Origin of the sequence: Pseudomonas syringae (assembly GCF_002157375.1) — a bacterium.
GTDB lineage: Bacteria > Pseudomonadota > Gammaproteobacteria > Pseudomonadales > Pseudomonadaceae > Aquipseudomonas > Aquipseudomonas syringae_T.
The window spans coordinates 60,090-83,429 of sequence record NZ_MTSA01000001.1 but is presented as its reverse complement, the minus strand read 5'-3'; the positions used below and the strand labels follow the sequence as shown (position 1 = coordinate 83,429).

The window sequence follows — 23,340 nt, the reverse complement described above, 5'->3', positions numbered from 1 at the left end:
GCAAAGCTGCCCATGCAACTGGACACCCGTATCGACATCGAGACCCCGGAAGGCATCGACATGGTTCTCCGCCCTGCCGGTCTGGTTTCCCGCGCCTTGGCGTTCAGCATCGACCTCGCTATACGCGCAGCGCTCATCGGCGTGCTCTATATGTTCCTGCAAGTGTTCGACAAACTCGGCATCGGCTTGGGCGCCATCGTGTTTTTTCTGGTGAACTGGTGGTACATGGTGCTGTTTGAAGTGCTTGGCCAAGGGCGTACACCGGGAAAGCGCGCCCTCGGCCTGCGAGTGGTACACGACGATGGCACCCCCATAGACTGGTCTTCCTCGCTGATACGCAATCTGCTGCGCTTCGTCGACATGCTCCCGATCGGCTACGGGCTCGGCGCGATCACGTGCCTGAACCATCCGTTGTTCAAACGCCTGGGAGATCTCGCCGCCGGCACACTGGTGATCTACAGCGACCGACCCACAGCCCGCCCCACCCTGCCGGAAGCAGAACCGGTCATTGTGCCGTTCCCCCTGCGCCTGGATGAACAGCGTGCAGTGCTCAGCCTGGCAGAGCGGCAAAGCGAACTCTCCAGCGCACGCACCCAGGAACTGGCGCTGATTCTGGCCGAACCACTGCGCATTCCTGCCGACAAGGCCGTCGTCCACATGAACGGCATTGCTCGCAGCCTGCTGGGGTCGAAATGAAGCAGAGCCTGTTCGAAACATGCCATGAAGAGGAATGGCAGCGCTTTGCCCGGCACCTTGACGCGCTGGAGCACGGCAAAGCCGATGCGGACGCCAGCGGGACATTCCCGAGCGACTATCGACGTATTTGCCACCAGTTGGCGCTGGCTCAGGAGCGTGGCTACAGCAGTCATCTGATCGATCCCTTGCATCAGTTGGCCATGCGTGGCCACCAGCAGCTTTACCGTCACCGCAGCGCTGCCGGTGCCCGACTGCTGGGTTTCATTGTGGGAGGGTTTCCGCGTCTGGTGCGGTCCGAATGGCGATTCGTGCTGGTCGCCAGCGGGCTGTTGTTCGGCAGCCTGATCATCATGGGGCTGCTGGTGTACGGTTTTCCGCAACTGGTCTACAGCGTCGTCAGCCCGGAACAGCTCACTGAGATGCAGAGCATGTACGACCCGTCGGCCAGCCGGATCGGGCAATCCATCGAGCGGGAATCCGACGCGGACTGGATGATGTTCGGTTACTACATCATGAATAACATCGGGATCGCCTTCCAGACCTACGCCAGCGGTTTGCTGTTCGGGCTGGGCAGCCTGTTTTTCCTGCTGTTCAACGGGTTGATGATCGGCGCCGTGGGTGGCCATCTGACCGATATCGGTTACGGCCAGACATTCTGGTCGTTCGTCGTGGGTCATGGCGCCTTCGAACTCACCGCCATCGCACTGGCCGGAGCGGCAGGTCTGAAACTGGGGTGGGCCTTGCTGGTACCCGGAAACGTCACCCGCAGCACGGCGCTGCGCGTCGCAGCAAAAATCAGCGTGCAATTGATTGGCGGGGTGGTCCTGTTTCTGCTGATCGCTGCGTTTGTCGAAGCCTATTGGTCATCGATGACCTGGCCCGGACCGCTCATCAAATATCTGGTGGGCGCCGCCCTATGGGCACTGGTGGCCGCGTACCTGCCCCTGGCCGGACGTACCGCTCATGCGCCTGACTGAATCGAACGTCGCCATACGCCCTCGTTCGCCGTGGGAAGCCATCGACCTGGGCGTCTTGCTCGCAGGCCGGCATCGCAGGTTGCTGATGAGCAGTTGGGCAATCATCACACTGCCTTTTTTCGGCCTGCTCAGCGTACTGCTCTGGGACTACCCTACGGCGGTCATCTTCCTTTTCTGGTGGCTCAAGCCTGCCTTCGAACGCTTGCCGCTGCTGATACTGTCGCAGTCACTGTTCGGGGCCACGCCGACCTTGAGGCAAGCCCTCAAGGCCTGGCCAGCCACTCTGAAAGACCAGTTATTGCCCAGCCTGCTGTGGCGACGCCTCAGCCTGAGCCGCAGTTTTCAACTGCCTGTGCAGCAACTGGAACACCTGGCAGGTAACGAACGCGCCATGCGAATCGGCCTGCTCAGCCAGAAAGACCTGCGCGCGGCACGGTTGCTCACCATCGTCGGCGCGCACCTGGAATACGCCCTGTGGATAGGATTGCTGATCCTGCTCTACGCCCTGATTCCACAACAGATCGAGATCGACTGGCACTGGGTGAACCTGCTGGAAATAGAAAACCAGTGGCTCTGGATCGACCACCTGACCAACCTTTTTTATGCCTTGGCGTTGGTGTTCTGGGAACCCATTTATGTTGCGTGCGGTTTCACCCTGTACCTCAATCGCCGGACAGTCCTTGAAGCCTGGGATATCGAACTGGTTTTCAGGCGACTGCGTCAGCGCCTGATCGGCAGTGCTTACGTAGTGTTGATCGGTGTCGGACTGGTGCTCTCGACAGCCCCCGCCCCGGCGCTGGCCGACCCACAAAGCTACAGCTGCCCGCTGCCTGAAACTACCGCAGCAGAACCCATCGCGACCGGGACCGGTCCCGACACGCCGCGCCTGACCCGCCAGCCACTGAACAGCGAAGCCGCCAGGCGCGAAATACACAGCATTCTGGAACAGCCCCCGTTCAAGAACATCCGCACTGAGACCGGCTGGCGCTTTCCTGAAAAGGAAAAAAAACAGGCAACGGTCAGGGACAAGCATGACGAGGGCTGGTTGCGCACCTGGCTCAATCGACTTCTGCAGGCGGCAAGCAAACTGGCCAGCCTGATCGAAGTGCTGCTATGGGGCGTGGTCATCGGTCTGGCAGGCCTGTTGATCTGGCACTACCGGGATTGGCTGAAAACCTTTGCGCGCCGGGAAACCTCCCCGACGAAAAAAGCCAGCCCCGCTCCCGAACAGCTTTTCGGCCTGCAGGTCAGTGCTGAAAGCCTGCCCGATGATGTCGCCGGCCGGGCCGAGCAGCTCTGGAACAGCCAGCCTCGCGAGGCACTGGGTTTGCTATACCGCGCCTTGCTCAGCCGCCTGTTGAGCGATTACCGACTGCCACTGAAAAGTGCCGACACCGAAGGCCAGGTACTGGCGCGTATCACGCTGCTCAACCAGCCTCTGCTGACTGAATTCAGCCATGACCTGACCGTACACTGGCAAAACCTGGCCTACGGTCACCGCTTGCCACCGGACCATGCCCGGCAGCAACTCTGCGATGGCTGGCGTAGCCTGTTCAACACGGCGCTGAAAAAATGAGCCGCTTTTACGGAATACTGATCGCGGTAGTGACCCTGTTGCTGCTCACCGGCACGGGGCTTTACCTGATCGGCAGTCATCTGGAGCGCTACGAGGAAACGGTGGATCAAGGGCCATCGCCTCAAGCGAAAGCCAACCCCTGGCTGGCCGCCGAGCACTTTCTGCGTGATCGTTCTCTCACCGTGAACACCACTGACACCCTGGCCCGGCTTCCCGACCCGAGCCAGGGCACTCAGACCCTGCTGTTGCTTGACGAACGCACGGGCATGACGCCCGCGCAAACCGAGCAACTGCTGAACTGGACCGAAGCGGGCGGGCATCTGCTGTTCGTGGCCGAACAACTCTGGGACGAACAAAAAGGTCGCAGTGGCGACCTGCTATTGGACAGGCTGAAGGTTCATCAATACCTCAGCAAGGTCATCAATGAACAGGAGCAACAGCTGAACGACCCGCAGCCCATGCCGCCCATTCCGATGATCAGGCCTGCGCCTCATCGTAAAAAGATGCCCTGGCCCGAGCTGACCCGCCTTTATCTGGAAAACGAAAGCGAGCCGGCCTACATGAGCTTCGACCCGGCGTTTCACCTCGAGGACCCTGAAGATCAGGCGCAGTCCTGGGCCAACAGCGCCGAGGCCACCCATATGCTGCAAATCCACCGTGGAAAAGGGCTGATCACTGTAGTGACTGACGCCAACCTGTGGAAAACCCGCTCGATCGGCAATTATGACAATGCCTGGCTGCTCTGGTACCTGACCCAGGACAGCGAGGTGACGATGATTTGGCAGACAAGGCACGACAACTTGCCGGCCCTGCTGCTGCGCCACTTCCCCGAGGCGCTGCTGGCCCTGGCGTTGCTGATCGGCTTTGGCCTCTGGCACGTCGGTCTGCGCACGGGGCCGATGCGCCGCCCTCCGTCGTTGGCACGACGCCAGTTGACCGAACACCTGCGAGCCAGCGCTGGCTTCCTGCTCAGACGCACAGGACAGCAAACCCTGATAAAAGGGCTGCAACAAGACATCCTGCGCCGCGCCCGTCGGCTGCACCCCGGTTTCGAACGACTGGTTGTGGCCGAGCAATGGCAGGTGCTGTCGCGCCTGACCCGGCAGCCCACCAGCGCCATCAGCGATGCCCTGCGCCCGCGTCCGGCGCAACGCCTCTCACACAGCGAATTCACCCGTCAGGTGGCCCACCTGCAAACCCTCAGGAATGCCTTATGAGCGATCCAACGCCCGAACTGTCCGGCAGCGCCCAGCCTTTGCTTGAAACCCCTGTCGAGCCGACCAGCCCGGCCAGCGCCGCCAGCACTCAGTTACAGCAGCGGCAACGCGCCAGCCAGCTCGCCCAGGCCCTGCGCAACGAACTGCAAAAGGCCGTGATCGGGCAGAACGCCGTGATCGAAGACGTGCTGACTGCGCTGATCGGCAGCGGGCATGTGCTGCTTGAAGGCGTGCCTGGGCTGGGCAAGACGTTGCTGGTTCGAGCGCTCGCCAGTTGCATTGGCTGCGAGTTCGCCCGCATCCAGTTCACCCCGGACCTGATGCCCAGTGATGTCACCGGCCATGCCGTGTATGACATGCAGACCGAGCAGTTCAAGCTGCGCAAGGGGCCGCTGTTCACCCACTTGCTGCTGGCTGACGAGATCAATCGGGCGCCGGCCAAGACTCAGGCGGCGCTGCTTGAGGCCATGCAGGAACGGCAAGTCACTCTGGAAGGCCGCGCCCTGCCCATACCGCAGCCGTTCATGGTGCTGGCGACTCAGAATCCCATCGAACAGGAAGGCACTTATCCATTGCCTGAAGCCGAACTGGATCGCTTCATGCTGAAACTGCGCATGGATTATCCCGAGGCGCAGGAAGAGCTGGACATGGTGCGTCAGGTAACTCGCTCGACCCGCGCCGACATGCTGGATGTGCGACCGCTCAGGGTCATCATGCAGGCACGTGAGGTTCAGGCGCTGCAACGCATTGCCAGCGAACTGCCCATCGATGAACACGTGCTGGACTATGCGGTGCGCCTGGCTCGCAGTACGCGCACCTGGCCCGGCCTGAGCCAGGGCGCGGGGCCGCGAGCCTCGATTGCGCTGGTGCGTGGCGGTCGCGCCCGGGCATTGCTGCGCGGTGGCGAGTTTGTCACTCCGGACGATATAAAAGGCTGCGCACTGGCGGTGTTGCGACACAGGGTCAAACTGTCGCCGGAACTGGACATCGAAGGCCTGTCGGTGGATCAGGTGCTCAGGCAGATCCTCGATCAGGTACCGGCACCTCGCCTGTGAAGCAGTTACTCAAGCCCTCTGTTCCGATGCTTCGCTGGCTCGGCGGACTGACGTGCATTGCGTTGCTGCTGGGCACGCTAGACGCGCTCGGCGTGGGCTATCCGGAACAGATCGACAGCCTGTATTGGGGTGCGATGCTGGCCTTGGCGGGGCTGGGCCTGCTGGACGCCATCTTGCTGCTCCGGCTTGCGTCGCCGCGCGTTCAGCGTCAGCTCCCGGGCAGCCTCGCGCTGGATCGCTGGAACGAAGCCAGACTCATCGTGAGTCACGACGGCGCCAAGCCGGTCACGCTGCAGATATTCGACCACGTACCACAGGGTCTGGAGCACGAAAATCTACCGCAATCGATCACCCTGCCGCCCCATAGCGAGGGCCAGACAGGCTATCGCCTGCGCCCGTCGAGTCGGGGCCATTTCACGTTTGATCAGTGCGAAATCAGCCTGCCTGGCCCTTTGCGACTGTGGACGACACGGCGCTATCTGGCCGTGCCCGGCACGACCCGTGTCTACCCGGATTTCGCGCGTCTGTACGGTGGGCAGTTGCTGGCAGTGGATAACTGGCTGAGCCAATTGGGTGTGCGTCAACTTCAACGTCGCGGGCTGGGCATGGAATTCAATCAGCTGCGTGAGTTTCGTGAAGGCGACAGCCTGCGGCAGATCGACTGGAAAGCCACCGCTCGCCAGCGAACCCCCATCGCCAGGGAGTATCAGGACGAGCGGGATCAGCAGATCGTTTTCATGCTCGATTGCGGGCGCCGAATGCGCAGCCAGGATGGCGAGTTGTCGCATTTCGATCATGCGCTCAATGCCTGCCTGCTGCTGAGCTACGTCGCGCTGCGTCAGGGTGATTCTGTAGGCATTTCGACGTTTGCCGGTGAACAGAACCGCTACCTGCCTCCGGTCAAGGGGCCAAGCCAGCTCAATCTGCTGCTCAATACCGTCTATGACTTGCAAACCACCCGACGACCGGCCGATTACGGCGGCGCCGTGCGCGAGGTCATGGTTCGTCAGAAAAGAAGGTCGCTGGTGGTAGTGGTGACCAATCTTCGGGATGAGGATGACGAAGAACTGCTGGCGGCCGTAAAACAGCTCGGCAAACAGCACCGTGTACTGATTGCCAGCCTCAGGGAGGAAGTACTCGACAGCCTGCGCCAGTCACCCGTGCAAACCTACGAACAGGCGCTGGACTACTGCGGGACCATGAATTTTCTGAATGCACGTGCGTCCCTGCACGACCGTTTGAGTGCGCAGGGCGTAGCCATCATGGATGCGCGGCCAAGAGAGCTGGGGCCGCAACTGGTCACCCGTTATCTGGGCTGGAAGAAGGCAGGAACGCTGTGAACATGGCCTGCCTGAGGACCGACAGGTTCAGGCCGACGCTTCGTAAAAGGGGTAAAAGCAGAAATACCGTTGCAACAGCTTGATGAACTCCAGGTATTCCGTCGAGACTTCAGGTAACTCGAAACCGGAGTCGAAGCTGCCCGGGGTTTCGTCTTCGCGGCACCAGAGGCAGGTGGCGCTCACTTCTATCGGCTCCCCGATATCACCGCCCGGCAATTTCAGGCACAAATCGAAGGTGGCCCCGACCAGCAAAGGCAGCTCGCTGATCAGCATCAGCCCCTCTTCTGACACATTTCCCAGGCACCCCATCAGCTTGCCCGTGTGACGATTGAAGACCTGCAGGTAATCCTGCAACTGGTGTCTTTCGATTCTTCGTTCTTTATGCATGGCAGGCTGCCTTGTGAGGCCATTGTTACAGTCATGAACACAGACTGAGGGCTTCATCTGCACAACACCTACGGGACCTTTTGAAGCAGATCCCGGCAGCTCATCCGCTCCGTGAGGTCAGACTAGCTCAGAATTTTTCAAATTCCACCCGAACACGGCAGCTTCCATCCAAATGGATGTAACTACTTTGATACGGGTGCGTTGCGGGCAGGTACAGGTATGGGCCTGGCGGGCTGCGCATTGGGGTAATGCCCCAGTTGCGCCAAGGTGTCGAGTCTGGCCCGCGCACGGTACGCATATTCGCTTTGAGGGTACTGGGTCATCAGGAACTGGTAAGTCTGCGCCGCATCGACGTACAGCTTTTGCCGCTCCAGGCACTGGCCCCGCAGCATCGACACTTCCGGCTGAACATAGCGCCGCGAACGGCTCTGCCGCTCCACCTTGGAAAGGTCGAGCATCACCCGGTCACAATCGCCCTCCTGATAGGCACGGTAGGCATGATCCAGGTTGGAGTTCATTGCCCAGCGAGTGCAACCGCCAAGCGCAACCAGTAATACAACAATCGTTACAATACGCATGGAAGTCTCCTGTTCTCTGCCCTGTATCGGCCTGACAGCCTGTTTCTTCAACTGAATCGAACGCCGGTCGTCTACTGAATGCCCTCCCCGACCGTCATATCTCAGTGCAAAGGAACAATGACTAAAGACCCAGACAGGAGTAGCCTCTCGCTGCGCTTCAATTAAGGAGTTTGTGCATGACCGTTCGCCGCACCAAAATCGTCGCCACACTTGGCCCCGCCAGTAACTCGCCGGAAGTCATCGAACAACTGATCCTCTCGGGTCTCGACGTTGCTCGTCTGAACTTCTCTCATGGCACTCCGGATGAGCACAAGGCCCGCGCCCAGCTGATCCGTGACATTGCCACCAAGCACGGGCGCTTTGTCGCTCTGCTGGGCGACCTGCAGGGTCCGAAGATCCGTATCGCAAAGTTCACCGACAAGCGAATCGAGCTGAAGGTCGGTGACAAGTTCACCTTCTCTACAGCTCACCCGCTGACCAGTGGCAACCAGCAGATCGTGGGTATCGATTACCCGGATCTGGTCAAGGATTGCGGCGTAGGCGACGAGCTGTTGCTCGACGACGGTCGCGTGGTCATGCGCGTCGACACCCAGACTGCGAACGAGCTGCACTGTACGGTGCTGATCGGCGGTCCGCTGTCCGATCACAAAGGCATCAACCGTCGCGGCGGTGGCCTGACGGCTCCGGCCTTGACCGAGAAAGACAAGCAGGACATCAAGCTGGCTGCCGAAATGGACCTGGATTACCTGGCCGTTTCCTTCCCGCGCGATGCTGCCGACATGGAATACGCTCGCCAGTTGCGTGACGAGTCTGGCGGTACCGCCTGGCTGGTCGCCAAGATCGAACGCGCTGAAGCGGTCGCCAACGATGAAGTGCTTGATGCCCTCATCCGCGCCAGTGACGCCGTCATGGTTGCCCGTGGTGACCTGGGCGTCGAGATTGGCGACGCCGAACTGGTCGGTGTTCAGAAACGCATCATTCTGCACGCACGTCGCCACAACAAGGCGGTGATCGTTGCCACGCAAATGATGGAGTCGATGATCTCCAGCCCCATGCCGACCCGTGCCGAAGTGTCCGACGTGGCCAACGCCGTGCTCGACTACACCGACGCCGTCATGCTCTCGGCGGAAAGTGCTGCAGGCTCTTACCCGATCGAAGCCGTTCAGGCCATGGCGCGTATCTGCGTCGGCGCTGAAAAGCACCCGACCGGCAAAACGTCCAGCCACCGCATCGGTCACTCGTTCACACGTTGCGACGAAAGTATCGCGCTGGCCGCCATGTACACCGCCAACCACTTCCCTGGTGTGAAGGCAATCATTGCACTGACCGAAAGCGGCTACACCCCGCTGATCATGTCGCGCATTCGCTCCTCGGTGCCGATCTACGCGTTCTCTCCGCACCGTGGCACTCAGGCGCGCGCGGCGATGTTCCGCGGTGTCTACACCGTGCCGTTCGACCCGGCAAACCTGCCGCCAGGCCAGGTCAGCCAAGCCGCAGTCGACGAACTGCTCAAGCGTGGCCTGGTCGAGCAAGGTGACTGGGTCATCCTGACCAAGGGCGACAGCTACCACACCATCGGCGGCACCAACGGCATGAAAATCCTGCACGTTGGCGACCCATTGGTCTGATAGCACAGGTCTTACCGCTCGGCGCTGCAAGCAAAGGCCCCGTCTCGCAAGAGTCGGGGCCTTTTTATCAACGGCCAATTATCGTGCCGACGCTTTGCGTCCCAGCTTTCACTCCCGCGCCACAAACACATCCGCCAGCAATTGATTGCGCGGCAGCCCTGCCAGATACAACCGCTTGGCAAACATCTCCACGCTGTCCGTACTGCCGCACACCAGCGCCATCGCATGCCGCGACAGCAGGCGAAGCTCTGCCAGAGCGGTCTGTAACGTCTGCGCGGTGATCAACTGAACCTGCACCTGTGGATAATGCTCCGCCAACGCCTGCAACTCATTCGCCAGATAATGCTCCTCGCTGTCGCGGGCCAGGTGAATCAGGCGGATGCTGCCCTGATGTTCCTGACGCAGGGCTTCGCGCAAGACGCCCCATAAAGGCCCGAGACCGGTGCCGGCCGCCAACAGCAGCAAGGGTTGGTCCTGCCAGTCGGGGTCATAGCGCAGCGCCCCGCCGCGCAACTCACCCAGCCTCACCTCGTCACCCACCTGCAACTGTCTGGCAACATCCCGGAATGCGCCCGGCTGACCGCAATCGATATGAAACTCCAGAAACGGATCCTCGCCCGGAAGACTGGCCAGCGAGTAAGGTCGCGCCACACCGCTGTCAGTCCACAGCACTTGATGTTGCCCGGCGCTGTAACGCAGAGGGCGCAAGGGCTCCAGACGCAAGCGCAGCACGGCCGGGCAAAGCCAGTCGCAGCCCGTGACCTTCGCGGGCAGGCCGTCTCGTTGCGGGTCAAACACTTCGACTGTCAGGTCCTCGACCACACGACACTGGCAGGCAAGCCTCCAGCCCTGCTGGCGCTTTTCAGCCGGCAAGGCGTTGGGCAACGCGTCTTCAGGCTCGCCTTTGACGCAACGCACCAGGCACGCATGGCAACTGCCGGCGCGGCAACTGTAGGGAACCGGAACACCGGCATGGTTGAGGTCATCAAGCAGATTGCTGGCCGACGCGACCGACCAGCTACGCTCTCCAACATGCAATTGAGGCATTCAGACGCCCTGTGCAGAAAATAACGGCGATTGTACAGACTGGTCTGCAGGGCGGGTTATACTGCCGCGCCTTTTTGCGCCCGCTACGGCTAACCTTGCAGCTCTGGTTCAAGCCGCAGTTCCAGACTGCTGCCGATAGCGTCATTAATGTTCCCGTCCTTACAGAGGAGCGCGCCGCATGACCGTGATCAAGCAAGACGACCTGATTCAGAGCGTTGCAGACGCCCTGCAGTTCATTTCCTATTACCACCCCGTGGATTTCATCCAGGCCATGCACGAGGCGTATCTGCGTGAAGAGTCGCCTGCCGCCCGCGACTCCATCGCCCAGATCCTGATCAACTCGCGCATGTGCGCAACCGGTCATCGCCCGATCTGTCAGGACACCGGCATCGTCACCGTTTTCGTGCGCGTCGGCATGGACGTTCGCTGGGACGGCGCCACCATGGGCCTGGACGACATGATCAACGAAGGCGTGCGTCGCGCCTATAACCTGCCTGAAAACGTACTGCGCGCGTCGATCCTCGCCGACCCGGCAGGCGCTCGCAAGAACACCAAGGACAACACCCCCGCCGTCATCCACTACTCCATCGTCCCGGGCAACACCGTGGAAGTGGACGTTGCGGCGAAAGGCGGCGGTTCGGAAAACAAATCGAAGATGGCGATGCTCAACCCGTCCGACTCGATCGTTGACTGGGTACTGAAAACCGTGCCGACCATGGGCGCAGGCTGGTGCCCACCGGGCATGCTCGGCATTGGTATCGGCGGCACGGCCGAAAAGGCTGCCGTCATGGCCAAGGAAGTGTTGATGGAGTCCATCGACATTCATGAGCTGAAAGCCCGCGGTCCGCAGAACCGTATCGAAGAGATGCGCCTGGAGCTGTTCGAGAAGGTCAACCAGTTGGGCATCGGCGCGCAGGGCCTTGGTGGCCTGACCACCGTACTCGACGTGAAGATCATGGATTACCCGACCCACGCCGCCTCGCTGCCGGTGTGCATGATCCCCAACTGCGCCGCCACCCGTCACGCCCACTTCGTGCTCGACGGCACGGGTCCTGCGTCGCTGGAAGCACCCTCGCTGGACGCCTACCCGGAAATCGTCTGGGAAGCCGGCCCGTCAGCCCGTCGCGTCAACCTCGACACCCTGACACCGGAAGAAGTACAAAGCTGGAAACCGGGCGAAACCGTGCTGCTCAACGGCAAGATGCTCACTGGCCGCGACGCTGCGCACAAGCGCATGGTCGAAATGCTCAACAAGGGCGAAACCCTGCCGGTGGACCTCAAGGGTCGCTTCATCTACTACGTCGGCCCGGTTGATCCGGTTCGCGAAGAAGTCGTCGGCCCGGCCGGCCCGACCACCGCCACGCGGATGGACAAATTCACTCGCCAGATCCTCGATCAGACCGGCTTGCTGGGCATGATCGGCAAATCCGAACGCGGCCCGACCGCCATTGACGCAATCCGCGACCACAAGGCCGTGTACCTGATGGCCGTCGGCGGCGCTGCGTACCTGGTGGCCCAGGCGATCAAGAAATCCAGAGTCGTGGCCTTCGCCGAACTGGGCATGGAAGCGATCTACGAGTTCGAGGTCAAGGACATGCCGGTCACCGTTGCGGTGGACAGCACCGGTGAATCCGTCCACATCACCGGCCCGCAAATCTGGCAGAAGAAGATCAGCGACAGTCTGGCGGTGGAAGTGCAGTAAGAAACCCTGAAACCCGCCTCATTGAGGCGGGTTTTATCGTTCCATTCGACGTCAGGTTTGCGCAAAGGTACTCCTGCCAACCCTCACACAACTGAGCACATTGGCAAATCAGCGACAGCCTGGCTATTGGAACATCCGTGATGCCGACAGCCTCGACACACGCCAAGCCTTCCGTGCCCCTCAACGTGACGGGCTACGTAACGTAATTCAATGCCTTCATTCTTGAAATGATTCGATCTTGCCCGAGAAAAAGTCCTAAAAATATAACAGTGTCTGCATTATTACGTAGCAGCTTGTCCCTGACCCCCGGATGGTTCAAACGATGAATACTGATATCCTGAACGCTCTTCGTGTCGAAAATTTCCATCACCTTGGCAGCCGTCAGCTTTTTCTCTTTAATCATACTGTCAATATTTAAAAATATTTCTTGATCACGGTAACCCTGTGTGACGCGACTTGCCGACTCTATCATTCCCTGTAAAGACTCGAGGACGCCCTCCGTAGAAAGCTGCTCAACACCCTCATCCCTGGTGAAATTCGCGTTCATATAAACATAATCACGCGAACGATCAGGCGTCGTATGGGATATTTCATGACCCACTACCAACGCAGTGCCTAGCGTATGAAATTCCAACACCTCACGCCCCAAAAAAACTTTTTTGTGAGGATCCTCTTTGTGAGTAAGACCATGCCGATCGGGGTTCCTACCAAAGACCGCAAATTGGTTAAATCCGGAACCCGTCGAATAGCGCTGCACCGCGTCGCTCAGCCTACTGTATTGGCTGGCCATTTCAGGCAGGCGAGCCAATGATGTTTCCCCCATGACGTTCCATACGATGGCTTGTTGCGTGTCGGTCAAAACCCCTCCATTGAAAACTGCGTGACTTTCTTTATAGGCAATGTCGACAACGTCCAAGGCATGACCCAGCTTATCCACCGGTGGCTTTTTCAACTGCTTTATACTTTCCCTGCCTCGAGCAACAATGGTCAGCCCCAGCGCGCGGACATTCTGTTCGTAGTCATCGTTGAAGCCTTGATAAGATCGGTATTGCAACCCGTTATTATCTTTATTTCTTAATGGATTATTCCCCACCATCCGGTAAAGATTCAATCCGTCCACAGCCCCCGCAGGGTCCGGATTGATCCACCTTTGCAGCCACGGTGCGTAATACCTGAACCCGTAATAATACAGCCCGCTGGCATCACGCTCTTTGCCCGAATAACGCACGGTCTTGTACTTCGCTTCAACCGCACTGCGCGCTGCCCAACAGGCCGTACCGCCAAACGGATAATAGCGTTCATGACTGATCAGCGCGCCTTGCTGATCCAGTTCCAGGGTGCTCGACCCCAGATGATCGCTCAGGCTGTAACGTACCTGGTCATTCGCAATAGCGCCTGGTTTACCGGCATCCCAATGCAATACACGAACGCTGTTGCGCCCTGCCTGAGCGGAGATGACATGAAGGGTCTCGTCGCCCGCTGTGGTACGGATTTCCAGACCCGGCAGGTAGCGCACTTCGTGGGTCAGCGTGCGACCCGAGGCCTGAGACGTGCTGATCTTGCGGCAGCGCTGGCCTTGGCCATCGTAGCTATAACACTCGTCGTCATTTGGCCCATCCGCACGACGAACAAACGTGATCTGCTGTAACTGGTTGCGCACGTCCCAGCGTAAAGGCTGGCCGCGTACCAGATTCAGCAGATTACCGCTGGCGTCGAAGCTCTCCGGCAAGCCTGTATTGAACTCGTCCTCCGGAAGGCTGCGATTGCTGTTCGGGGCCACCCGCATATGGCGGGTGAATGACTGCGCGCCATCGTGGCAAAGGGTGACCAGGTTACCGCCCGCATCGTAATAATAACTTTGCTCGTAGTGGGCGAGCCTGTTCGGGTCAAGTGGCAAGGGTTGCAGATCAGGTAAGGCAGGGCCGTGACCGGTATTGTTCCTGACCTCGCGGCCAGTGGCTTTGATCAGTTGATACAGGGTGTCATAGGCATAGCCATTAATGGGCGCAGTGCTTTGATTATTGCAATGCGTTATGGCCTGCGCCCTGTCTTCAATCTTCACCACATTACCGACCGGGTCATAGGTGTAGTGCAAGCGCTGCAGAACCCGCCCGCTCGTTAACGTGGTGCCGAGTTCAACGAGCCGATCATCCTGAAGATCATAGTGATAAACACTTGTCGCACCATTGCCAGCGGTTTCCTGCACAACGTGACCGGAGGCGCTGTAGTCAATGGCACTGACCAACGTTTGCAGCTGTGCAGCACCGGCCAGCGTCAGCTCGACCGTTTTCAACTGACCGCCCACCGTCTGGCCAAATACCTGCACGTTGTTGGCGGCATCGGTCTGCCGGGTTGTTTCGCCAAGTGCGTTGAATGCGGTCCGGGTTGTGGATGCTTCCGTTTCCAGCAGGGCATCCCGATCACGTTCTGCAAGGGGCCAGTCCGGTGCGTCGTGCGCCTGCAAGAACTGTCGACATTCGGTCAGCGCTGCACCGAGCACGCCGTAGTCCGGCAGAAAACGAGCGCCCGCCGTGTCGTCGTGGCGAATCAGCTGATTACACTGGTTACGCTCAGCCGCGGCGGGTCCGCCATAAGAAAAGCGCTCGGCAGTTCGGCCTGATTCGTTGATCGACGAGGGACGCAGCAGCGCGTCGTACTCAATGCGCCGCTGCGTACCTCGTCCGTCGTGGCTTTCAAGCAAATGCCCTGCCTGACCGTTCAGGCTCAATTGCCACCCCGCGTCAACGCTTTCGCTCAACAACACAGCTCCAGACAGGCTGACTGTTTGTTTCAGGTTCACAGGTGCGTGCGCATCGTGTTTCAGACGGCTGAAGAACCGTGGATCCCGGCTTGCGATTGGCCGTCCTGCCATGTCGAAATACTGCTGCGTCACTCGAGCTTCAATGCGTTGCCCGTCAAAGGCGCGATAGAACTGCACGCTGCGTACAGGCAACCCACGTGAGTCGCTGACCGCCAGGCTCGGTGTATCGAGGTGCATGATCGAGTTCATTGCCTTCATCCTTGAAAACCCCTATCACTCCGCATCCTTCAACGATAACAGCAAGCGAACCCATGCGCCGTGCTCGATAAAGCATGAATAGGCATAACCCGTCAGCGGCCAATAGCCAATACAACACCCTTAAGCGTTGCGCACTAACATGTTGTTTCAACACGCAATCCTGCACGCTGTCGGTCAGGACTGGCATTTCTGTCAGGTAGACGTATCGAGCATCATAAACAACGCTGGTGTCATGACCACGGAGGGCCGGACATGACCGAGCAACCCTTTTCCCTGTTACGCAATCTGGCTAAATCGGCGACAGAAACGCCTGAACACACCCGCGATAAGATGTCGTTCATTGACGCGATGGCCGAGCTGAAAATACATTCAGTGTTCGACATCGCAAGGCGCTCCAAAACAGCTTTTGTTCGAGAACTCTCGCACCTCTGCGACGCCGATGGTGCGCTCGCTTATGAAAACGCTCGCTGTTACGCCATACAAATCGTGCGCCTGTATCGCAATCAACTGCTCTCTTCAGGTCGCCCTCCACAACTGACACGGCGTACGGGGGTACGGTCGCTGGTGGACATTGGCCCCAGCTTTCCCAACTTGTTTAATGAAAACTGGGACCTGTTTTGTAAGGTCGGCGCCATCGAGGCCAAGGACTCGCCCGTTGCCTACCTGGCCTCTCTTTATCGTTTTGCTCTGGAACAACTGGAGAACAGTCCGACCGAGGAAAAACGTATTCACCTCGACGAACGACGGCCCGATTTGAAAGACCTGTTGATCAGCCAAGAAAGCACCTTCACCCCTATACCTACGCTGCACATCGTCAATGAAGTATTGGGCAAAGCCATCAAGGCGTACGTGAACACCGTGCCGGCGGACAAGGACAAGACCCTTTATCAACTGGTGGCCGAGAAACACTATCCGTTTCAGTTTCCTTACAACTTTCATTTCCAACAGATCAGCCTTGGACTCGCGGGGAAAAAGCCCATGCTGGGTGAGCTGAGTTATCACGTCAGCCCTGAAGTTCCCGCCACCTCAATGCTGACCACCGCGTATGGAAAGGTGAATCAATCGAGTGCCGTCGCGCAAATGATGATGAGCGGGCTCAGCCCGGAACAACAGTCAATCGTGCTTGAGCCGGCGCTGATAACCCCCGCAAGCGACGACACGCCCCCCCTGTTGATCAGCCAGTTTTTCAAGAAAAAGTACAACGTCGATTACCTGGATGACGCCCGCAACCCGCTGAATATGCTGAGTGTCTTCATGGCGAAGACGGAACTCGACAGCGATGGCGTCGAAACCCTTTTGGCAATAGGCAGCCATACACCCTATGCCTCACCCAATATCCGGTCGGCTGGGCAAACGGCCGATGAAGACTCGCCAGACGAGGAAAGCCTGAAAGCAACGGAGGCTCGATTCGGCGCTGGGTACATCAACGGACCTACCGCTCAGGCGGCGATGGGCCTGAGTAAGGATGCGCAAGGTATCAGCCGGCTGACCAACACGAGCGTTGACCGTTTTGACCGCCTGCAACGCATGATTCGTTTACAACGCTGGATGAACATGCCTTTTACCGAGCTTGACACGCTGGTCATGGCGGTCATTCGTTCGGAGGGTGATGCCAACCCTCAGAGGGTGCTGACGGTCAACACACTGCGCGCACTGGGAACCTACCGGTATCTGAACAAGCGGCACACCCTCGCGCTTGATGAGTTTGCAGCCTTTATCCACTTCATGGCCGGAGAGGCAAACGATAGCCGCTTGCCGCTGTTCGACCGGGTATTCAACAACCCCGCATTATTCGATACGCCGCTGGTTCTGAGCGGAGCACTTCTCTACCTGGACAACCCCGGCAGCCAACACATCAAGGCGCGCGCCCAGTTGAGCGTCGCCCTGCGGTTATCCAGTACTCATGACGGTTTGAGACTGCTGGGCATTGATACTCGCGAACTGATCGGCAACACGCCCAGCCAACTCTTACTGAACATGAGCATGGTCTCTTCGCTGTATCGACAAGCACGAATTGCTTCGATGCTCGGTCTGACGGCAAAGGACAGCCGGGCATTGATCGACTTGCTGGGCGGTGAGGCTTATCGAAAAAAAGTGATCACCGGCCAACTCAGAGTGACTTCAGAAGATGTGGAGACCCACGCCGAACCGGACATACTCGATATCCTGATGCAACTGGACTGGGCAGCCACCTGGCTCAAAGAATCCGATCAGGACGTTGCCACACTGCGGCGTCAGTCAGGCGTGGATATCAACGAAACAGATGTCGAGCAGGAACTGATTACCGAGCTTGAGCCATTAAACAACGATGCGCGCCAGGCTGTACTGACCGAACAGCAACTGGCAACCCTGAACCTGCCAGGCCTTGACGACGAAAGTACAGCCATTGATTGGTGGTCTGTCCTTGCCGTGCTGATCGACCCACAAGGGCTGGTCGAGGCTCAGCCGCTGACCGAAGAACCCGCTGTCAGTATTCGTAACGTCATTCGCAATCAGCTTTCCTCCATTGCAATCGGGGAGCCACTGGCCACAGAGGTCGGCGCCAAGCTTGAAGCATTCGTAATAGAGGGCTACCTGAGTCAACACCGTTTGATGGAAGGCCTGTTGCAAACGATTGCCGGTCTGCCGCTGGATCGTTGCGAACCGGTCATGCGCTGGTCAGGCACTAGCGCAGACAGGTTTCTCGGTGCGCTCATGGCCGGCAATGACATGACGGATACGCTGATGAAACTGATGCGCCATGCGGAAGTCAGCCAGCAGCTCGCCCTGAGTGCTCAGGCACTACGCACGTTTTTGATCAACCCACACTGGCTGCATGCCGACTTTACCGGCCCACTGCCCCTTTCACTGATCAGCCTGTTTGTACTGGAGCGCTATCGCGACTGGCGCGACCGCTGCGGGCAGGCGGAAAACAAGCTGCTCGATTACTTCAAGCAGGCGAACGACGCCAGCCGTGATCCGACGCAATGCGCAGACTTGCTGGCGTCGCTCACACAGTGGACCTCGTCTGAAATACAAGCGGCCAATGTATTACTTCTGTCCTCAGGTCGCATCGCATCGTCCATGCACCAGGTGGACTGGTTGAGCCGGATGCAAAGCACCAGCGAACTCACCGGTCTTTCGGCTGCCCAGCTCCTGTCGGCAACCCACCTTACGACGGACAGCACTGCCTCAAGCTGGAAAGCCATAGGCGAAGCTGTCATCGCAGGCCACCGTTAAGCCGCACGCTACAAATGCTCAATGCCAAGGAGGCCTGATCATGTCCGATACCCTTGAAAGCCAGTTGAACGAATCCTTTCGCGATGCACTGGTGGCTTACTATCTGGGCGAAGTGGTGCCCAACGACCCCATGCTCAAACGTATGGGTCTGGACCAACGCTTGAAGACGGCGAACGACTTGTACGAGTTCTTTCTGCTCGACAACCAGGTCGGCAATGAAGTCCAGACCAGTCATGTTGCGTCGGCGATCAGCAGTCTGCAGCAACTCATCAATGGCACGTTACTGGGCATGGAACCCGGGTACGAAACGCTGCGGCCTACCGAAGCGCGCTTTATGGAGTGGCGTGAGCGCAGCAGCCAATACCCGATCTGGGCGGCCAATATGCAACTGGCGCTGTATCCGGAAGTTTACATCTCACCGGCCTTGCGCCTTAAAAAGTCCGGTTATTTCGCCCAGCTGGAAAACGATATCAATCAGAACAGAATCAACATCGACACCACGCAGGAAGCGGTCAAAGCCTACCTGGCCAGTTTTGAAGAAGTCGCCAACCTGACTATTATCAACGGCTATATCGACAGCGACCGGTTTGCCGAGGGCAACTATTATTTTATTGGCAAATCCAGGGCCGAAAACATTTACTACTGGCGCACGGTGGACATGAATGAGCGCGCCTATAAAGAAGGCACTGAAGGGGCAAAGTTTGATCATCCAACGCCTGGCGCATGGTCGGACTGGAAGCGGGCCGACATCGGCATCAATGCCAATACCGTGGAAAGAACCCTTCGCCCGGTGTACTTCAACAATCGATTGTTCGTCACCTGGGTGGACTTGATTCCTGTGACAGAAACAATAGAGATCACCTTGCCGGCCAGTACTATTGTGCCGGGTGCGGATGGCAGTATCCCGGTCAACCCGCCGTCATCGACGATGCCCGTGACGGTAAGAACACCCAATGTACGGCTGGTGTTCAATATTTCCTATAAAAAATATGACGATTCCTGGAGCGCACCACACATCTACATGGATGTGACGACCCTTGGGGTGTTTGAACGTGCGGGTAAGGCTGTCCATCTTGAACGCGACTTGAATACCATCGCCGTCTTCGATGTCTCGGCATCACCCGAGTCCCTGTTCATCGCCATGTATGCCGGGGAGCAACTGGTGAACGGTGATACTGACGGTTCGACGTCCACCTATGCTTTTCTGCACACGGCGTTTATCGACAAAAACTTCAACACCACACCCGCCTTTCCGACGGCGAACTACGTTGAGGCTATTTCCGACAAAGCCGACCAGGGTCTGGAGCAGCCTCGCGTGCGCAAGACCTGCTGGGCGTTTGCGTTGAAGAACAAGGACAATTTTCAGTTTATGTGGAGTTTGTATATCAGACTGAAACCCTCCCTGACAACGTCCCCCAACAAGGGCGATGCATGGTGGGACTACCGAGACAATCAGAAAACGATAGCCGAGATGACTGGTATCTATGCACCCCGCCTGGACCTTGCAAGCTCCACAATAACGTTAAGTACTGCACTGCATCAGGATACCCTCATCAAGGGCATGACTAAAACAACACTCGTATTGATTGAGCCAGAAAACCAGTGGACATTCGAGTTCATCACGACGCCCAACGACCTCAACATTGATGGCCGTTTTGTATTACAGAACGGATCACGCCTAACAATCGCATCACTCATACGACACAGTTACACCCTGTCGGTGGACATATATAGCACGGTGGAAAATCCTCCCTCCAGTACAGATATCCTTCTCACCCCAGAAAACCGACTTTACCTTATAGATCATACCACCTGGATTAGCCTTGAATCCGGCACACTTAGGGCGGAGGCTTTCGACCTGATGTCGTTGGCGGCCACCGACCCGGAGGTCGCGTCTCAGGCACTCATAAAAATGCTATACGGCGACATGTTAGAACACCGGAATCCCTCTGTACGTGTAGAGCCTCAATACACTGAGACGTTTCTTTTTGCTCAATGGTTTAATTACCCCAACAACATGAATAATCCCCACACCCGTAGCCTCATAGAGATTGAAAGAACCCCTCACACCGATCACCTCACGGCGCCCAGTCGCTATGAAACAACCTTTACGTTTGACAAGTCGACATTACTGCCTGACTTCCCACTCACCTCCTTCATCAGCGGATCAAAAAAGTTTTATATCAACCACGGCTTCAGCGTAAACACCGTGGCCCCCGATGCCTGGGTCGGCAACGCCCTTAAATCCACTGAAATAGAACTGGAGTGGGCAAACGTCGGCGGAAGTGATCCCGTCGCGCCCAAAATCAACAAGCGCACCCACGCCATTCTGGGTATCGCTGAATACATCGACTTCTCCGACTCAAACATCCAGTTCAGCGACAACTCGACCACCGACCATCGCGACCCCATCCGCATGAATACGCTGTTCGCCCGCGAGCTGATCAACAAGGCCAACATCGCGCTCGAAGCCCTTTTGTCCTGGGATACCCAGCAGTTACAGGAACCGCCCATCGATGATGACGGCATCACTGATCTGATGGATTTCGGAGGGGCCAATGGTTTGTACTTCTGGGAGCTGTTTCTGCACTTGCCGTTCATGATTTCTCACCGTCTCAATCTGGAGCAGCGCTTCACCGATGCAGAATTCTGGCTGGGGTTCATCTTCGACCCAGGTCGCAAAGAGACAGACAAAGCACCCGCCTACTGGAACGTTCGACCACTGGTTGAAATCTCCGACCCCGACCACTTTTTGCGCTCACCCATTGACCCGGATGGCATCGCCGCCAGCGATCCGGTCCGCTATCAGAAAGCCGTGTATTTCCACTACATCAAGAACCTGATCGACCGAGGCGACATGGCCTATCGGCAATTGACGCCCGACAGTCTTGGCGAGGCCAAGCTCTGGTACGTGCGCATCCTGGATATGCTGGGACCGCGTCCGGACATCAAGCTGACCAGCCAGTGGACACCTGTTGCTCTGCACGCGCTTGCGACGTCGACCGGCAAGGAACTGCGTGCATTCGAAGCGCAACTGATCAAGCAGGAACAGCAAGTACGCGCCAGCGCCGCCGCCAACAATGGCAAAGCGACTATTCATTTCAACCAACCGCCATTACGCCTGAGCACTTTCGGCAGCGACCCGACCCTGAACGAGGAAGACAACGATCACTTCATCATTCCGATGAATGCGGAGCTGGTCAAATACTGGGACATGCTTGAGACGCGTCTGCACAACCTGCGCCACAACCTGACCCTCGACGGCAAGCCATTGTCATTGCCACTGTTTGCAGCGCCACTGGACCCGCGGGCGTTGCTCGCCGCTTATGCCAATGGCGCAACCGAAGGCGGTGCCGGTAGCCTGCTGGCTCAGGAGACACCGCATTATCGCTACCCGGTCGTATTCGCCCGAGCCAGTGCAGCCGTGGAGACGCTGACCCAGTTCGGGTCCACCCTGCTATCGATCATCGAGCGTAAGGAACAGGGGCAACTGGCGGAGCTGCAACAGCAGCAAGTCTGGGAATTCGCCCAATATGCAATCGACCTGCAACTTGAAGCACAAAAAGTCGAAGTTCAAGCCCGTAAGGCGCTGGAGGCCAGCAAAGCCGTCGTTGATGCACGCGCCGATTTTTATGCGCAACTGGCTGCAGAGAATGTCAGCGCAGGCGAAATCGCAGCCGCCGCAGCACACCTCGCAGCACGGATCTCGGAAGGTGTCGCCTACACATCCAGCGCCTTAGCTTCGGCGTTGAAAGTAATGCCCAACCATGCCGGTTTTCATGCCGGGGCAACGGGCGGCATGGCCGTTGGCGCGGCGGCCGGGGGGGCGGTAGGCGGTTTTCGTCTGGAGGGCGTGCCGGAAACGGTCGCCGTTGCGGCCCATGCCTCTGCCACGTTATCTGCGTCTGTCGGCGATGCTCTGGAACGCTCGGAAATATTCCGTCGCCGACTTCAGGAGTGGGAAAACGCGCGCGATCAGGCGCGGCTTGAATCCGAGCAGATCACCTTGCAACTGGCCGTCCATGACGCCCAGACGCGCATGACCGCATTACAACTGCGCCAGGCTCAAGAGGCAAAAAAGCAGGCCGAGGCCGCCTACGCCTTTCTAAACAAACGCTTCACCAACAGTCAGCTTTATCAATGGCTCAATGGGCAGTTTTCGACCTTTTACTACCAGGCGTACGACGCAACATTTTCATTGTGCCTGGCCGCGCAAGCCTGCTGGCAGTATGAAATTGCCGATTACGCGACGAGCTTCATTCAGCCCGCGGCCTGGAAAGATGCCTGGCGCGGCCTGGCCGCAGGCGAAGCCCTGAAACTGAACCTGCTGCGCATGGAGGCTGCCTACATGACCCGCAATGACCGCAGGATGGAGATCGTCAAGACCGTTTCGGTGCGGCAACTGCCCGAAGCCGGCGCAGGTGAGACCGGCATCAATCACGGCTGGGACGCCGTGGTCGAACGTCTGGCGCAGGACGGGGTGGCCGAGTTCGAAATCACCAGAGCCATGCTCGACGAAGATTACCCCGACCACTACCTGCGGCGTATCAAACGTATCAGCGTTTCGTTGCCGGTGACGGTCGGGCCGTATCAAGACCTTCGTGCCACCCTGACCCAGTCATACAGTGCAGTGCAGATGGACGCCCGGAAAGACGGGCCGCTCAAGGAAAACATGCGCGCCAGCCAGGAGATCGCATTGTCCACTGGCGTGGACGACGACGGCCTGTTTGTTTTCAACTTCGACGATGAGCGCTACCTGCCGTTCGAGGGAACGGGCGCGATTTCCCGCTGGGCGCTGACCTTTTCAAGACCGGCGTCACAACGGGAGATCATCGATTCAATCACCGACATCATCGTGCATATGCGCTATACGGCGAAGCGTCGATAATTGCCAGGAGG

General features: G+C 58.3%; 14 protein-coding genes. 10 read left to right on the top strand and 4 right to left on the bottom strand.

What is annotated here, in order from left to right; translation table 11 throughout:
* Positions 1–12 precede the first annotated feature (12 nt).
* From BW686_RS00330 to BW686_RS00305, 6 genes are read left to right on the top strand one after another with little or no spacing between them, the layout of a single operon-like run.
* Positions 13–696 (top strand): RDD family protein, encoded by a 684-nt coding sequence (locus BW686_RS00330; RefSeq protein ID WP_179149124.1) that lies wholly within the window; start codon positions 13–15, stop codon positions 694–696.
* Positions 693–1,673 carry a stage II sporulation protein M gene (locus tag BW686_RS00325; protein WP_084913696.1) on the top strand — a complete coding sequence of 327 codons (981 nt, stop codon included), beginning with the start codon at positions 693–695 and terminating at the stop codon, positions 1,671–1,673. Before BW686_RS00330 ends, BW686_RS00325 begins: the two co-directional genes overlap by 4 nt.
* The gene (locus tag BW686_RS00320) at positions 1,660–3,249 is read left to right on the top strand and encodes a DUF4129 domain-containing protein (RefSeq protein WP_084913695.1); all 1,590 of its coding nucleotides are present in this window, start codon (positions 1,660–1,662) and stop codon (positions 3,247–3,249) included. The genes BW686_RS00325 and BW686_RS00320 overlap by 14 nt, the downstream gene beginning before the upstream one ends.
* Positions 3,246–4,466, top strand: coding sequence for a DUF4350 domain-containing protein (locus BW686_RS00315; protein WP_084913694.1), 1,221 nt, complete (start codon positions 3,246–3,248; stop codon positions 4,464–4,466). Before BW686_RS00320 ends, BW686_RS00315 begins: the two co-directional genes overlap by 4 nt.
* Positions 4,463–5,521, top strand: coding sequence for an AAA family ATPase (locus BW686_RS00310; RefSeq protein WP_084913693.1), 1,059 nt, complete (start codon positions 4,463–4,465; stop codon positions 5,519–5,521). Before BW686_RS00315 ends, BW686_RS00310 begins: the two co-directional genes overlap by 4 nt.
* Positions 5,518–6,861 (top strand): DUF58 domain-containing protein, encoded by a 1,344-nt coding sequence (locus BW686_RS00305; protein WP_084913692.1) that lies wholly within the window; start codon positions 5,518–5,520, stop codon positions 6,859–6,861. The genes BW686_RS00310 and BW686_RS00305 overlap by 4 nt, the downstream gene beginning before the upstream one ends.
* Positions 6,862–6,888: 27 nt before the next feature.
* Here the strand turns inward: BW686_RS00305 and BW686_RS00300 are convergent, their stop codons facing one another.
* Together BW686_RS00300 and BW686_RS00295 are read right to left on the bottom strand one after the other, a co-directional pair.
* Positions 6,889–7,248 carry a PilZ domain-containing protein gene (locus BW686_RS00300; protein WP_084913691.1) on the bottom strand — a complete coding sequence of 120 codons (360 nt, stop codon included), beginning with the start codon at positions 7,246–7,248 and terminating at the stop codon, positions 6,889–6,891.
* A 182-nt stretch (positions 7,249–7,430) separates the two neighbouring features.
* Positions 7,431–7,826: a tetratricopeptide repeat protein gene (locus BW686_RS00295; protein WP_084913690.1), complete on the bottom strand. Its 396-nt coding sequence runs from the start codon at positions 7,824–7,826 to the stop codon at positions 7,431–7,433.
* Between the two features lie 176 nt (positions 7,827–8,002).
* On the opposite strand from BW686_RS00295, the gene pyk reads away from it, so the two are divergent.
* On the top strand, positions 8,003–9,454 hold the full coding sequence (pyk, locus tag BW686_RS00290; protein WP_084913688.1) for a pyruvate kinase: 1,452 nt from the start codon (positions 8,003–8,005) through the stop codon (positions 9,452–9,454).
* 108 nt (positions 9,455–9,562) lie between these two features.
* Here pyk and BW686_RS00285 read toward each other — a convergent pair whose 3' ends face one another.
* The gene (locus BW686_RS00285) at positions 9,563–10,501 is read right to left on the bottom strand and encodes an iron-sulfur-binding ferredoxin reductase (RefSeq protein ID WP_084913686.1); all 939 of its coding nucleotides are present in this window, start codon (positions 10,499–10,501) and stop codon (positions 9,563–9,565) included.
* 178 nt (positions 10,502–10,679) lie between these two features.
* Between BW686_RS00285 and BW686_RS00280 the strand changes: the two genes are divergently transcribed.
* The gene (locus BW686_RS00280) at positions 10,680–12,203 is read left to right on the top strand and encodes a fumarate hydratase (protein WP_084913684.1); all 1,524 of its coding nucleotides are present in this window, start codon (positions 10,680–10,682) and stop codon (positions 12,201–12,203) included.
* Positions 12,204–12,396: 193 nt separating this feature from the next.
* On the opposite strand, the gene BW686_RS00275 is transcribed toward BW686_RS00280, so the two are convergent.
* Entirely contained in the window at positions 12,397–15,213 is a 2,817-nt protein-coding gene (locus BW686_RS00275; RefSeq protein WP_084913681.1) for an RHS repeat domain-containing protein, read from the bottom strand.
* A 261-nt stretch (positions 15,214–15,474) separates the two neighbouring features.
* Here BW686_RS00275 and BW686_RS00270 point away from each other — a divergent pair, with 261 nt between their 5' ends.
* Together BW686_RS00270 and BW686_RS00265 are read left to right on the top strand one after the other, a co-directional pair.
* Entirely contained in the window at positions 15,475–18,441 is a 2,967-nt protein-coding gene (locus BW686_RS00270; protein ID WP_084913679.1) for a Tc toxin subunit A, read from the top strand.
* 40 nt (positions 18,442–18,481) lie between these two features.
* Positions 18,482–23,329, top strand: coding sequence for a Tc toxin subunit A-related protein (locus tag BW686_RS00265; protein WP_084913678.1), 4,848 nt, complete (start codon positions 18,482–18,484; stop codon positions 23,327–23,329).
* Positions 23,330–23,340: the final 11 nt, after the last annotated feature.

What these genes read in the sequence shown, in the direction of transcription:
- BW686_RS00330 (WP_179149124.1), top strand. Translation starts at nt 13, where the DNA reads ATGCAACTGGACACCCGTATCGACATCGAGACCCCGGAAGGCATCGAC.
- BW686_RS00325 (WP_084913696.1), top strand. Translation starts at nt 693, where the DNA reads ATGAAGCAGAGCCTGTTCGAAACATGCCATGAAGAGGAATGGCAGCGC.
- BW686_RS00320 (WP_084913695.1), top strand. Translation starts at nt 1,660, where the DNA reads ATGCGCCTGACTGAATCGAACGTCGCCATACGCCCTCGTTCGCCGTGG.
- BW686_RS00315 (WP_084913694.1), top strand. Translation starts at nt 3,246, where the DNA reads ATGAGCCGCTTTTACGGAATACTGATCGCGGTAGTGACCCTGTTGCTG.
- BW686_RS00310 (WP_084913693.1), top strand. Translation starts at nt 4,463, where the DNA reads ATGAGCGATCCAACGCCCGAACTGTCCGGCAGCGCCCAGCCTTTGCTT.
- BW686_RS00300 (WP_084913691.1), bottom strand. Translation starts at nt 7,248, where the DNA reads ATGCATAAAGAACGAAGAATCGAAAGACACCAGTTGCAGGATTACCTG.
- BW686_RS00295 (WP_084913690.1), bottom strand. Translation starts at nt 7,826, where the DNA reads ATGCGTATTGTAACGATTGTTGTATTACTGGTTGCGCTTGGCGGTTGC.
- pyk (WP_084913688.1), top strand. Translation starts at nt 8,003, where the DNA reads ATGACCGTTCGCCGCACCAAAATCGTCGCCACACTTGGCCCCGCCAGT.
- BW686_RS00285 (WP_084913686.1), bottom strand. Translation starts at nt 10,501, where the DNA reads ATGCCTCAATTGCATGTTGGAGAGCGTAGCTGGTCGGTCGCGTCGGCC.
- BW686_RS00280 (WP_084913684.1), top strand. Translation starts at nt 10,680, where the DNA reads ATGACCGTGATCAAGCAAGACGACCTGATTCAGAGCGTTGCAGACGCC.
- BW686_RS00275 (WP_084913681.1), bottom strand. Translation starts at nt 15,213, where the DNA reads ATGAACTCGATCATGCACCTCGATACACCGAGCCTGGCGGTCAGCGAC.
- BW686_RS00270 (WP_084913679.1), top strand. Translation starts at nt 15,475, where the DNA reads ATGACCGAGCAACCCTTTTCCCTGTTACGCAATCTGGCTAAATCGGCG.
- BW686_RS00265 (WP_084913678.1), top strand. Translation starts at nt 18,482, where the DNA reads ATGTCCGATACCCTTGAAAGCCAGTTGAACGAATCCTTTCGCGATGCA.